Here is a 13,390-nt window from a genome sequence, read left to right as displayed (position 1 = left end):
AAGTTCTGTTCCTAACTTTTTATAAAAAACTCCTGAAGCTATTCTCAGGAGTTTTTGTTTTATTTTTTCGAAATTCTATATAACTTTCCACTATCTGTTACTGCATATAAATTACCATCCATCCCGCTCAATACATCTCTAAAGCGTTCATTTTGATCCGTCAAAAGACGTTCCTCTCCTACTACCTTTTTATCTTTCATTACGATTCTGTTAATATGCTCACCACTTAAGCAGCCAATAAAGAGATTTCCTTTCCATTCCTCAATATTTCCGGTATAAAAAGTAACTCCGCTAGGAGAAATTACAGGATCCCAGTAATAAACCGGTTGCTCTGTTCCTTTTCTTTGGGTAATACCCTGCCCTACTTTATCTCCGGAATATTCAATACCATAGGTTACATCGCCCCAGCCATAGTTCTTTCCAGGTTCAATAAGATTAATTTCATCTCCACCTCTAGGGCCCATTTCAACGTCCCAAAGATTCCCGCTGGGATCTATCGCCAAACCTTGGGGATTTCGAACTCCATAAGCATAAATTTCAGGTTTATATCCTTGTTTTCCGATAAATGGATTACCTGGCGCAGGCATTCCATCTTTTGTAATCTTGATTATTTTTCCTAAATAATTATCTGTTTTTTGGGCATACACCCTCGTTTCTTTATCTGATCTCTCTCCCGTACTTACAAACAAATTTCCATCTTTATCAAAAACCAGTCTGCTTCCGTAGTGCTTGTCTCCATCATAGGAAGGTTCTGCACGGAAAATTACCTTAACCTCCGAAATAGTTTTAAGATCTGCTGAAAGCTTCCCTTTAGCCACAGAAGTTAAATTTCCCTTACCAAAAGGTTCTGAAAAACTAAAATAAACAGTACTATTTGTGCTGAAATCAGGATCAAGTGCTACATCCAGCATTCCACCCTGGCCTTTGGAATCTACTTTTGGAAAACCATCAATTTTAGAAACCTGCTTTCCATCTTTTGAAACAATGTTCATAGAACCTCTTTTATCTGTAATAAGAAAACGTCCGTCCGGTAAATTGATAATCCCCCAAGGCTTCCCGAGATCTTTATTTAAAATCTCTACTTTATAGGGAGTAGTTGTTTTCACTGCCTTAATTCTTGTCTGTCCTTTGAATGCGGGTTCATATTCAGAATTTGGTCTTTCCGTTTCTACACTACCATCATTTCCAATTTGCTGTGCGTTTGCCTGACTCTCTTTGCATGAAGATAAAATCAGAAAAATGCTCATTGCCGGAATGTAAAATTGACTGATTTTCATAATATTACGATTAGGTTATATAAAGTGAATGGAAAAATAATGCCATAAAATTAGTGTAATTAAATTTCTATTCCACATGCATAGAGCAAATTACAATATTGTAGCATGAAAGAGATTACATTATCTGATTCTGGAAAGAAACAAAGTTGATGTACCCTAATTATTTCTTTCGTATTTTTGTTGTATACATTCTTTTCTTATGGATTTTAAGCTTCAATCAGAATATAAACCTACAGGGGATCAACCTCTTGCCATCGAAAAACTTACTGAAGGAATAGAGATTGGTGAAAAGTACCAGACTCTTCTTGGGGTAACAGGATCCGGAAAAACCTTTACTGTAGCGAATGTTGTTCAAAATGTTCAACGCCCCACCCTCGTTTTAGCTCATAATAAAACTTTGGCGGCACAGCTTTTCATGGAGTTTAAAGAATTCTTTCCTGAAAATGCTGTAGAATATTTTGTCAGCTACTATGATTACTATCAGCCGGAAGCCTATATTGCAACAACCGGAACCTATATTGAAAAGGACCTAAGCATCAACGAAGAGGTTGAAAAGCTGCGCCTTTCTGCAACAGCCAGCCTTCTTTCAGGAAGAAGAGATGTGTTGATTGTTGCTTCTGTTTCCTGTATTTATGGTATTGGAAACCCAACGGAATTTCATAAGTCCTTAATTTCCATTGCCATTGGTGACAAAGTAACAAGAACAGCACTTCTTCATTCTTTGGTTAATGCTTTATATGCAAGAACCTTAAATGAATTCCAAAGAGGAACATTCCGTGTGAAAGGAGACGTAATTGATATTTTCCCCGCTTACGCAGACAATGCTATCAGAGTTCAGTTCTTTGGAGATGAGATTGAAAAAATCCAAAGCTTTGATCCCGTAACAGGAAATGTAGATTCCAGTTTTGATCAGATACAAATTTACCCTGCAAATCTTTTTGTAACATCAAAAGACACCTTAAATGGAGCTGTTAAACATATTCAGGACGATATGCTAAAGCAGGTTGATTTCTTCAGTTCTATCGGAAAACCTCTGGAAGCCAAAAGGCTTCAGGAAAGAACAGAACTGGACCTTGAGATGATTAAAGAGCTGGGATATTGTTCAGGAATTGAAAATTACTCCAGATATCTTGACGGTCGCCTTCCGGGGACAAGACCTTTCTGTCTTATTGATTATTTCCCAAAAGACTTCTTAATGGTGATTGATGAAAGCCACGTAACGGTACCTCAGGTCCACGCCATGTATGGTGGAGACCGCAGCAGAAAGGAAGCGTTGGTAGAGTATGGCTTCAGGCTTCCCGCAGCGATGGATAACAGGCCTTTAAAATTTGAAGAGTTTGAAGGGATACAAAACCAAGTCATCTATGTTTCTGCTACCCCTGCTGATTATGAACTGGAGAAAACCGGTGGAGCTTATATTGAGCAGATTATTCGTCCTACAGGATTATTGGATCCCATCATTGAAGTAAGACCATCGTTGAACCAGATTGATGATTTAATGGAAGAAATTCAAAAAAGATCTGATGCTGATGAAAGGGTTTTAGTGACTACTTTAACCAAGAAAATGGCTGAAGAACTTACCAAATACTTCGTAAAATTTGGAATCAGAACAAGATATATTCACTCTGATGTAGAAACTCTGGAACGTATCCAGATTATGCAGGATTTACGTTTAGGACTTTTTGATGTATTGATTGGGGTAAATTTATTAAGAGAAGGATTAGATCTACCAGAAGTTTCATTAGTAGCTATTTTGGATGCAGATAAGGAGGGAATGTTGAGAAGCCGAAGATCAATGATTCAGACAGTAGGACGTGCGGCAAGAAATATTAACGGAAAAGCTATCATGTATGCAGACAAGATAACCAAATCTATGCAGGCAACACTGGATGAAACGGAATATAGACGTGCCAAACAGATGCAATATAATGAGGATCATGGTCAACAGCCAAAGGCCTTGAATAAAAAGATATCCGAAAACCTTGTGGGAAGAAGCAAAGACTTCCCTGATGAAAAATACACCCAAAAAGAAATCATGCAAAAGGTAGCAGAAGCCAAAGCTACTTATGCAGGTGAAGATATTGAAAAAATGATTGAGCAGAAACAAAAAGAAATGGAAGCAGCGGCTAAAAATCTTGACTTTATAAAGGCAGCGAAGTTAAGGGATGAAATTGCAGCTTTGAAAGCTTGATTGATCTTATAAATTAGTTATGGCGGCTTCTTCGAAGCCGCCATAACTATATCTCTTAAAAATTATCTGTTTTATTTTTTACAAACCATTTCTTACTGATGCCCTAATTGGAGCCAGCAGATCCATCAAACCATTTAATTTGATCTCGTAAACGGTTGCCAGCTGCATTCCCAACTTTCCTTTAGGCATTCCATTTCGGTGAAACCATTCAAGGTAGCTAATTGGCAGATCTACCAAGATCGTACCTTCATATTTTCCAAATGGCATTTTAAAAACACATATTTCCTTTAATATTTCCGGATTTATTCCCTCCACGTTTATATAATTAAATTAATTTGTTCTCTATATTTCCTCATTGGGTAATTCCAGATCAGGATGAACGTCTTTATCCGAAAATTCATTCCTATACACCTGTATCAAAAGAAGGGTAAGCGAGATCAGAATAGGCCCGAAAATAAGCCCCATAAAGCCAAATAGATTCATCCCCATAATAATTCCGAATACAGTATTGAGTGGATGGATGTTCTCCAGTTTCTTCAGAAGAGTAAAACGAAGCAGATTATCCGTAAGTCCTACAACTACGACGCAATAAATTGCTAGCCCTACTCCTTGTACAGTATTTCCCTCTGCAATCATAAAGATACATACCGGAACATAAATAATTGCCGTCCCCACCACAGGAATAACCGATGCGGCAGCCGTTAAAGCAAAAAGTAAAATCGCTCCGGGTGCTCCGAAAATAAGATATCCGATAAGCGCTACAATCCCCTGTCCAACCGCAACAACAGGAATCCCAATAGCATTGGCCATAATCAGTTTCCTCATCTTATCGCCTATTAATGAAATATTAGATCTCTTTAGTGGCGCGGAAGTCGTAAGAATTCTTTCAAATAGCCTTGGTTTATCCAGCATAAAGTAAAGAATAAAATACATAGACATCACCACAGTAAGGGTATTGAAAGTTCCACTAACTGCTGAAGTTGAAAACTTCCCTACAGAATCTTTCAGTTTGTTCATATTTTCCTTACTCAGAATATCAAACCCCGTCTTGGAATAAATATAGGAATGTATCTTATCTAAAAACACATTAAACTTAGCCATATAGGCTTGTGCATTTCCTAATTTATCAATGATAAGATCCGCAATAAAATAAATCGGTAAAATAAGAACAATAAGACTGGCAAACATTAAAGCAAATGCTGCAAGAGAAGATTTCCATTTTTTTTCTTCCTGAAGATAAAAGTTATACTTTCTGCAAACAACATAAATGGTAATAGCTCCCAAAACCGATGGAATAAATAAGGCCAGATTAAAGCAGATCAATCCTGCCAATATCAAAATAATGGCCAGTAGGGCGACTTGCTTTATAGCAACACTGCTTATCTGATTATCTTTATTCATCGTAAATGGTTTTATATTTTATGACTGCTTAAACATTATTTGTCTTGGCTTTCCAAGGTACGCACAATACGTGGAATACATAACAATCATAATAAACGGTGCCGTTAAAATAAGCCCGATTCCACAAAGAATGATTCCCGCAACTGAAATTAATACTCCTAAAAGACCTGTTGCCAGAAAAGTTCCATAATTTTCTTTTGCAATATTAAAAGACTTCGATAAGGCATCTATAGCTGAAGCATTTTCAAATAAAAGAATAGGATATCCAATTAATAGAAGAGGATACACGAAAATAATAGGCAGCACACACAATGCCAGGGCAACAGAAGAAATAAGCCATGTAAGTAAGCTATAAATAAGAATATTTACAAAATTCTGACGGTATCCAATAAAAAGGTCAGAAAACTCAATAGGGCTCTTAGTATTGTATTTATTTACTATGTAGATCAAACCGACATATAAAGGAGACAATAAAAGGCCGAAAAGACTGGAAGCTCCCATATACAATGGAAGTCCCGGAGTACTCCAGTAATTAAAATTCCCCCCAGACTCTCTCATTTCTTCCACCATTGAAGCAGAGTCAATTCCGAAGATAAGCTGGATTATATATCCACCCAACATATAAACGATCATGGCAACCACAGCGTAGCCCAAAACCCCTTTATACATTTCGAAAGCGTGAGAAATAATTGACCCCGTTTCCCTGTTTGGGACAGAGCCTTGCTGATCAAATTCGTTAAATTCAGACATAGTTTAAATATTTTATGATTTTACCAAATTTAACTTTTTTTGATAAAACAACACATTAAACATCGTTGAAATTTACTTTTTCTCCGAAAAAACAGTTTTATATAATGAATAGATCATAGCATTCCAGAAAGGAAATGTAAATAATCCACCTACTAAAAACAGGGTAAAGCCCAAATACTTAAACAGGACAGCTACAAATACACATACCATTATTTCTATAAAGTACATCTTAAGTGCCTTAAAATTTAAAGAAATGGCCTCGAATATTCTTTTATCGGTAAAAAACATCAATGGTGCTACAAATACAGTCATCGCCACCCAAATCACAGCCAATAATACAGTCGGAACCGTCAGTCTGTAAATCATAAACCAGAAAAGGTAATACCCCAGATACTTAAAAAAGTTTAATCCGTTATATCCTACAAACAGATCTCCCAGTACAATCTTTTCCTGAAGATCAATTTTTCTGAATATTTGAAACAATCCAAGATTTAATGGATACAAAAATGCTGTAGTTCCCCAGATCGCCAGTGTAAACATTTGATAATTCTCTGTCGCACTTAATTGGGATATTTTTTCCATATAGGCTTTCGTGCCTTCGTTAAGCGCTTCTGTTAAAACTTGATTTTGTTCCCATATTTCATATTTGACTCCGAAGAAATACAGGGAAGTAAGAAATATTCCAAAAAAGATTATTGAAAACATTAACTGGAAAACTAATGTCTTATTCCAATAATAAAAAGCCTGCTTCAGTATAAAATCTATTCCCGGTTTCTGAGGATATTTGCTCTGCATCATAAAAATTTTATGCAAAAGTAAACATCAATAATTATTTTTGCTGAATGTTTTCAATGAATCATCAAAAATTTATAGAAATGGACGAGCTTTCTCTTAAGAAAGTTCCCTATTTTTTCGTTATCGATTTCCTTTCAGAAAATGTAGAAGTCTATCCGGAAAACGAAATTGAAAAATCAGGTTTAGTCATTGATTTTCAGAACTTTTCAACCATAAAAAACGTACCTGAATTAAATAAAAAAATAGTATGGAAATCCTTTCCGGAGACCTTAGAAAGCTTCAAAACAGGCTTTGATAAGGTTCAAAAAAATATTCGTCTGGGAAATTCATATCTTGTAAATTATACCCGGAAAACTGAAATTGAGACCAATTTGGACCTTAAAGAAATTTTTTATCACTCAGATGCCAAGTATAAAGTTTTTTATAAAGATTTTTTTGTATTTTTTTCTCCTGAAACTTTTGTGAAGATTATAGACAACAAAATCTTAACCTATCCTATGAAAGGTACCATTGATGCCTCGCTGGAAAATGCAGCTGAGATTTTGAAGAATGACAAAAAAGAAAAAGCAGAGCATTATACCGTTGTAGATCTCCTTCGCAATGATTTGAGCATGGTAGCAGATGACGTACATGTTGAACAATTTCAACAAATTGACTTCATCAAAACGAGGCAAAAGGATCTTTATGCGATGAGTTCTGAAATTTCAGGAGTTGTAAAACCTGAATTTGATGGAAAAATAGGAAGTATTATGCGAAAGCTTCTTCCTGCCGGTTCTATTTTGGGTGCTCCAAAACCCAAAACACTGGAAATAATTTTGGATGCAGAAGGATATGACAGAGGATACTATACAGGAGTTTGTGGCTGGTTTGATGGTAAAAACGTAGACAGCTGTGTAATGATACGCTTTATAGAAAAAGAGGGCGATAAGCTTTATTTCAAAAGCGGAGGCGGTATAACGCACATGAGTAAATTAGAAGACGAATATCAGGAAATGAAAAATAAAATCTATGTCCCAATTCATTGAAAGCATTAAGGTAGAAGATCAGGAGATTTTTCTATTAGAACTCCATCAGAAACGTGTCAATCAAACATTTTCCAATTTTGGAAAAGAAGACTCTATTGACCTATCCAAAATCTACAAAAATCTACAACATGATGAAGACGGACTTTTTAAGTTAAGAGTTTCCTATGATCTGGATAAAAGGATAAGAACTCAAATGATTCCCTATGCTATCCCGGAAATACACGATTTTCAGCTGGTAGAAAATAACAGCTTCGATTATTCTTTCAAGTTTGAAGACCGTAAGGAGCTGGATAAAATGAAAATGAAGTCTAAGGCTGAGGAAATTATCATTGTAAAAAACAATCATATTACTGATACTTCATTTTCCAATCTTTTATTCTTAAAAGGCAAGGAATGGTTTACTCCTACTACTTATCTTTTAAATGGAGTGCAAAGGCAGCAACTTTTAAAACAGAAAAAAATAAAAGAGGCTGAAATTACCTTACAGAATATAAAGCAATTCAGCCACTTTCAACTCATCAACGCCTTAAATGATTTTGATGATATGTTTATTTATCCTATTGACAGAATTATTAATCTGCCGGGGAATGAAGAATATTTAGATTTATAACAACTTAATTTCTGATAATCTTTTTGGAATCATTTCCATTTGAATATACAAGATTTATAAAATACACCCCTTTATTTAGATAACTAATATCTACATCAAACTTTTTTGAATTTGGAAATCCTTCATTCATTAATCTTCCCTGCATATCAGAAACAGTATACTTTAAAACAGAAGCTTCTGATGATATATAAACATGATTATTAGCAGGTATTGGATATATTTTCACTTCAGCAACAGAATTAATAACTTTTTCATTTGTAGATAAAGTACCTGAATTTGATTTCAAATAGGGATAGCCGTCATTAATTAGTGGATCTATACTCCATATACTGGCAAAATCCCAGTTAACAAATGTGCTTTGAATTTTCATAGCCTGGGTTGCTCTGGCTCCATCTGTTGATGTCCAGCCTGAAGCATCTGCAATCTGTGATCCAGTAGTTTCATAATCCCAATATGCTCTATCATATATTGTTCCCATTCCTGAGCCCAGCAAACCTCCATTAGTAGTATTCCCTCCTAATTGCCCGGTCGCATAACTTCTTGTTATAGACGATCCACTTTGCCCAAAAGAACCTACAAGTCCAGATCCTCCCTCTGGCATATTACTTCTCGAATAACTGTTAGAAATACTAATGATCTGTCTGGTGTTTGATTGTCCTAATATTCCTCCTTTAACTCCATTTCCAGAGACTGTCCCAGTCGAATAAGAAAGACTAATACTTGAAAAAGAGCCGGAACCAAATCCGTGGCCTATAATTCCAACCAATCCACCTACGGATCCTCCTCCTAGCGCAAATCCCTTAACATTTCCTGTAGCATAACATTTTGTAACATCATCAAACATCCACCCAATTAAACCTCCTGCATGATCTCCAAAAACATTTCCAGTTGCATAAGAATCTGAAACCAACTTTGATGCACTCCCAATGAGACCTCCTACTGAACCGCTACCTGACACATTTCCCGTTGCATAACAATTGATTACGTTACTTGAGGATCCTCCCAACAGTCCTCCTGCACCGCTACCTGATACATTACCGGTTGCATAGCAATTTGAAATAACCCCACCTCCAGCTGATGCGGCTAAACCACCAGCAGTAGATCCTGCCTCAACTTTTCCGGTTGCATGACAATTACTAATACCACCTTTAATAACTGCAATAAGCCCTCCTCCATATTTACTTGCCTTTACATTTGCTGATGAGCTACAATTGATAACCTTACCAAGAGTTTCTCCTGCCAAACTACCAACATACATATCTGCATAAAAAGAACCTCCTACTAAATTTATGTTTTTAAGAGTTCCGGAAGATGACAATGAGGCAAACATCCCTCCATACATATTTGAAGATCTATTAACCACCATGCCAATAATTTTATAGCCCCCTCCGTCATAAGTTCCATAAAATGAATTCGATCCTCCAATAGTATAGAATCCTCTGTTAAAATCCCATGTTGCGGTGGCAGAAGCATCTATATCTAATGTCTGTATAAAGTTTTTACCCAATTCCGATGAATGTTCACTTAAATATTTTAAGTCTTCAAGAGTGGAAATTTTGTAGGGATCAATTGCAGTACCTGAACCGCCTGAGTAATTTTGAGCAAGGCATAATGTACTTACTATGCTTAATAAAAGAAAATAAAATTTATTCATGGTTAGCTTTAAAAAATAAAAGCCCAAAGATAAACATTAATTCTCTTTCATAAAGTTAAAGTAAGCTTTCTGCACATCTGCACTATTCTTTCCGTATGTATTGACTTCCAAAATTTTTGGTAGTGCATCTGGCTTGAAAAAATTCTCCAGTACTCTGTCTAAAGTTAAATCATCTTCTACTCTAATGTAAGAAAACCCGAAATGTTTTGCCAAGTGTTCAGCATTTTTGCGGTGCTTTGTAGCGATAAACTCATCTAGTGTATTGGGATTTGCATTTCCTGGCCCCGGAATGATTTTAAAGATATTACCTTCTCCATTATTAAAGATGATAATCCTCACAAATGGAGGAATATATTGGTTCCAAAGACCATTGATATCATAAAAGAAGCTTAGGTCACCCGTAATCAGTAAAGTAGGATTTGCATTTTTGATTGCAAAGCCCATTGCTGTAGATGTGGAACCGTCAATTCCACTCGTTCCACGGTTACAATACATTTTTCTTTTACCAAAATCAAACAACTGTGCATATCTGATAGCAGAAGAGTTGGCAAAATGAATATTATAATTTTCAGGAACCGTCTGTGATGCTTTATTGAAAAAATAAAAATCTGAAAACTCAACAGTATTTAAAAACTGCTGATGTTTAGCATCTTTTTTATCTCTTAGTACATCCCAAAGGTTAAAATAAGGTCTAGGCTCCAGATTAATAAATTTCAATAATTTGGAGAAGAAAACTTCAGGTTTTACTTCTACTTTCTCTGTTAATGAAAAATAAGTATCAGGTTGCCAAATTTCGTCCAAATGCCAGTGTTGCTTTGGTCGGGCACTTCTAAGAAACTGTTTAACCTTTTTGGAAACCACATTCTGCCCAACTGTAATCAACAGGTCCGGAGCATATGTTTTATAATCCTCTTCTGTAAAATTGAAAATATAACGGTCTATATGTCTGAAAAACTTTTCGTGATAAAGATTGGAGTTTGCTTCACTTAGTACAACCACTGAATGGTTTTTCACCAATTGCGTCAATTGATTTTCCAATTCAGGACTATAATCTCTGGTTCCCACCAATATCATAATTCTCTGGGAGGTATGCCATTCTGCAATCAAATTGGATGGAACCTCATAATCTTTATGTCTGATCGTTTTTTCAACGGTAGGGAAGGAAGGAAGCTCTGAAACCAATTCATACAAGGGTTCTTCCAGTGGTATATTGATATGTACCGGTCCCTGCTTTTCAAAGCAAAGCTCGATAGCCTTTTTAATCGTATCAAAATTAATATCTTCTGCATTCTCCTTACTATCTTCCAAAAGCTGAAAATCCCCATAAGAGTGCTGATGAAAAACATCCTTCTGCCTGATCGTCTGACCATCAAAAATATCGACAAAATCCGTTGGCCTGTCTGCTGTAAGCACTAAAAGTGGAATATTCTGGTAAAATGCTTCTGTAACAGCAGGATAGTAATTAACTACCGCTGATCCGCTTGTACATGTAATTGCTACCGGTTTTTTTTCACTTTTTGCCATTCCTATTGCAACGAAAGCAGCACTTCTTTCATCCACAATGCTATAACAGTTAAAACTATCCACTTCTGAAAAGTGAATCGCCAAAGGAGCATTCCTTGATCCCGGTGAAATTACAATGTCTGCAATTCCATACTGCTGAAGAAGATGTGCAAGTATTTGGATACTTCTCTTGGAAGAATATTTTTTCATACAGCAAATTTAACTTATAAATAATGATTTTAAAATCATTTAAATTAAAAAAAATGTAATTTTGCTATTCGTAAATTTCTAAAAATGGATAAAATACCTAGTGTAGACCTGCGTGATTTCCTTTCGGACAACCCGGAACGCAAACAGAAATTTGTAAATGAAATCGGAAAAGCTTATGAAGAAATTGGTTTTGTAGCCTTAAAAGGCCACTTTCTTGATGACAACCTTGTAGATGATTTGTATGGAGAGGTAAAAAACTTTTTTGAACAACCAGTGGAAACGAAAAAGAAGTATGAGATTCCAGGAATTGGTGGACAAAGAGGTTATGTAGGATTTGGTAAAGAGACTGCAAAAGGTTTTAAAAAAGGAGACCTAAAAGAATTTTGGCACTTTGGACAGTATGTGTCTGATGATTCAAAATACAAAGCTGAGTACCCAGACAATGTAATCGTTGACGAACTTCCAAAGTTCAACGAGGTAGGTAAAGAGGCTTTCCAAATGCTTGAAAAAACAGGACAATATGTTCTAAGAGCATTAGCTTTGCACCTTGGATTAAATGAGTTCTATTTTGACGATAAGATCGCTGAAGGAAACTCAATTCTAAGACCTATTCACTATCCACCAATCACTGAAGAACCGGATGATGCTGTAAGAGCTGCTGCTCATGGAGACATCAACCTTATTACCCTTTTAATGGGAGCACAAGGTAAGGGTCTTCAGGTCCAGAACCACAACGGGGAATGGATTGATGCAATTGCAGAACCGGATGAATTGATGATCAATGTTGGAGATATGCTTTCAAGACATACCAACAACAAATTGAAATCTACTATTCACAGAGTGGTAAACCCGCCAAGAGAGATGTGGACCACTTCAAGGTATTCAATTCCTTTCTTTATGCACCCAATCAGTGCAATGTCTTTAAATGCTCTTGACAATTGTGTAGACGAAAACAACCCAAAATTGTATGAAGACACAACCGCAGGAGAATTCTTACATGAAAGACTTATTGAGCTGGGCTTAATTAAGAAATAATAAACTAATTCATAGTAGTCAATAATTGATCATCGCACTGGCAACAGTATGATATTAATTATTGACTATTTTTTTTACTCTTCATTCTATCTATAAAGATTCTTCGAATAAGATATAAAGGAATATTACTTCTATCCTTTATGTAAATTTCTTATTTTCATTAATTCTAACAAATGATTGAGTTTAATTAAAAATATTTTGATTAATTTTACTTTACTATCAAATTTTTAATTAAATCAATATGAAAAATCTAAAAAAACTAAGAAAAGATCAATTAAAAGGTATTACAGGAGCAGGAATTAAACTTCCTGAACCAGAATTCTGTATGTATTATTGCAATGGGACTGTAGTTTGTGCAACTTGTAGTAATGACTTCAAATGTCCGGATATGAACAACGATATATAAAATAGAACTAATTACTACCTAAGAAGACAACCACTCATTTCCGAGTGGTTTTTTAGTAAATGCCAACTTACTCATAATAATTTCCAAATTCCAATATCCTTATAGAGCCTTTTAAATTGTCCTAATTCTAAATATTAATCATTTACTTTATCTACTCTAATATAGAGCTTTAAAATGGCTTATATTCATTAATATTTTAAAGTAATCAGTAAGAGGCAAAATCTACATCATTTTATCCTTATTATAACCTTAATATGGCTTCAATGAACAGCATTTCAATATAATAAGTGATAAGTGATGGGTTGTATGTTGTTTTGTGTTTACTGGATTTGTTTGGGAATGGGTAGTATGGGTTTAGAGATGCATCTAAGTCTATTCCAGATATATATCTCTCAAAGTATATAACAAAAAAAATCCTTTATCGTAATGATAAAGGATTTTAAAAATAAAATAAAAACTGGCGGCGGCCTACTCTCCCGCGTTAGCAGTACCATCGGCGCTGGTGGGCTTAACTTCTGTGTTCGGAATGGGAA

12 protein-coding genes and 1 rRNA gene are annotated in these 13,390 nt (G+C 35.5%); 5 read left to right on the top strand and 8 right to left on the bottom strand.

Translation table 11 applies throughout. The features are described 5' to 3' along the window. Positions 1-59: 59 nt before the first annotated feature. Positions 60-1,277: a PQQ-dependent sugar dehydrogenase gene (locus C1638_RS17910; RefSeq protein ID WP_109623303.1), complete on the bottom strand. Its 1,218-nt coding sequence runs from the start codon at positions 1,275-1,277 to the stop codon at positions 60-62. Positions 1,278-1,476: 199 nt separating this feature from the next. On the opposite strand from C1638_RS17910, the gene uvrB reads away from it, so the two are divergent. Then, the gene (gene uvrB / locus C1638_RS17905; protein ID WP_109623301.1) at positions 1,477-3,468 is read left to right on the top strand and encodes an excinuclease ABC subunit UvrB; all 1,992 of its coding nucleotides are present in this window, start codon (positions 1,477-1,479) and stop codon (positions 3,466-3,468) included. Between the two features lie 78 nt (positions 3,469-3,546). Here uvrB and C1638_RS17900 read toward each other — a convergent pair whose 3' ends face one another. The 4 genes from C1638_RS17900 to C1638_RS17885 all read right to left on the bottom strand — a co-directional run bounded on the left by C1638_RS17900 (position 3,547) and on the right by C1638_RS17885 (position 6,414). Beyond that, complete coding sequence (locus tag C1638_RS17900; protein ID WP_109623520.1) at positions 3,547-3,774, bottom strand: DUF3820 family protein; 228 nt, start codon at positions 3,772-3,774, stop codon at positions 3,547-3,549. A 36-nt stretch (positions 3,775-3,810) separates the two neighbouring features. Then, positions 3,811-4,869: an AI-2E family transporter gene (locus C1638_RS17895; RefSeq protein WP_109623299.1), complete on the bottom strand. Its 1,059-nt coding sequence runs from the start codon at positions 4,867-4,869 to the stop codon at positions 3,811-3,813. Between the two features lie 18 nt (positions 4,870-4,887). Continuing rightward, on the bottom strand, positions 4,888-5,619 hold the full coding sequence (locus tag C1638_RS17890; RefSeq protein ID WP_109623297.1) for a beta-carotene 15,15'-monooxygenase: 732 nt from the start codon (positions 5,617-5,619) through the stop codon (positions 4,888-4,890). A 72-nt stretch (positions 5,620-5,691) separates the two neighbouring features. Next, a complete protein-coding gene (locus tag C1638_RS17885; protein ID WP_228428209.1) occupies positions 5,692-6,414 on the bottom strand; it encodes a hypothetical protein in 723 nt (240 codons plus the stop codon). A 47-nt stretch (positions 6,415-6,461) separates the two neighbouring features. Here C1638_RS17885 and C1638_RS17880 point away from each other — a divergent pair, with 47 nt between their 5' ends. Then, a complete protein-coding gene (locus tag C1638_RS17880) occupies positions 6,462-7,439 on the top strand; it encodes an aminodeoxychorismate synthase component I (protein ID WP_109623293.1) in 978 nt (325 codons plus the stop codon). Next, positions 7,423-8,049 (top strand): aminotransferase class IV, encoded by a 627-nt coding sequence (locus C1638_RS17875; RefSeq protein ID WP_109623292.1) that lies wholly within the window; start codon positions 7,423-7,425, stop codon positions 8,047-8,049. The genes C1638_RS17880 and C1638_RS17875 overlap by 17 nt, the downstream gene beginning before the upstream one ends. A gap of 4 nt (positions 8,050-8,053) precedes the next feature. On the opposite strand, the gene C1638_RS17870 is transcribed toward C1638_RS17875, so the two are convergent. Together C1638_RS17870 and menD are read right to left on the bottom strand one after the other, a co-directional pair. Continuing rightward, on the bottom strand, positions 8,054-9,703 hold the full coding sequence (locus C1638_RS17870) for a GLUG motif-containing protein (protein ID WP_109623290.1): 1,650 nt from the start codon (positions 9,701-9,703) through the stop codon (positions 8,054-8,056). 36 nt (positions 9,704-9,739) lie between these two features. Further along, a complete protein-coding gene (gene menD, locus C1638_RS17865) occupies positions 9,740-11,416 on the bottom strand; it encodes a 2-succinyl-5-enolpyruvyl-6-hydroxy-3-cyclohexene-1-carboxylic-acid synthase (protein ID WP_109623288.1) in 1,677 nt (558 codons plus the stop codon). A gap of 84 nt (positions 11,417-11,500) precedes the next feature. On the opposite strand from menD, the gene C1638_RS17860 reads away from it, so the two are divergent. Beyond that, complete coding sequence (locus C1638_RS17860) at positions 11,501-12,451, top strand: isopenicillin N synthase family dioxygenase (RefSeq protein WP_109623286.1); 951 nt, start codon at positions 11,501-11,503, stop codon at positions 12,449-12,451. A 241-nt stretch (positions 12,452-12,692) separates the two neighbouring features. Continuing rightward, positions 12,693-12,857 carry a bacteriocin-like protein gene (locus tag C1638_RS22440; RefSeq protein WP_165826558.1) on the top strand — a complete coding sequence of 55 codons (165 nt, stop codon included), beginning with the start codon at positions 12,693-12,695 and terminating at the stop codon, positions 12,855-12,857. Positions 12,858-13,312: 455 nt separating this feature from the next. Here the strand turns inward: C1638_RS22440 and rrf are convergent. Continuing rightward, positions 13,313-13,390 (bottom strand): 5S ribosomal RNA (gene rrf / locus C1638_RS22860); the annotation flags it as partial.

Origin of the sequence: Chryseobacterium oncorhynchi, from assembly GCF_002899895.1 — a bacterium.
Classification (GTDB): Bacteria; Bacteroidota; Bacteroidia; order Flavobacteriales; family Weeksellaceae; genus Chryseobacterium; species Chryseobacterium oncorhynchi.
Note: the sequence above shows the minus strand (reverse complement) of the source record. Positions and strands in the feature narration are given on the sequence as shown.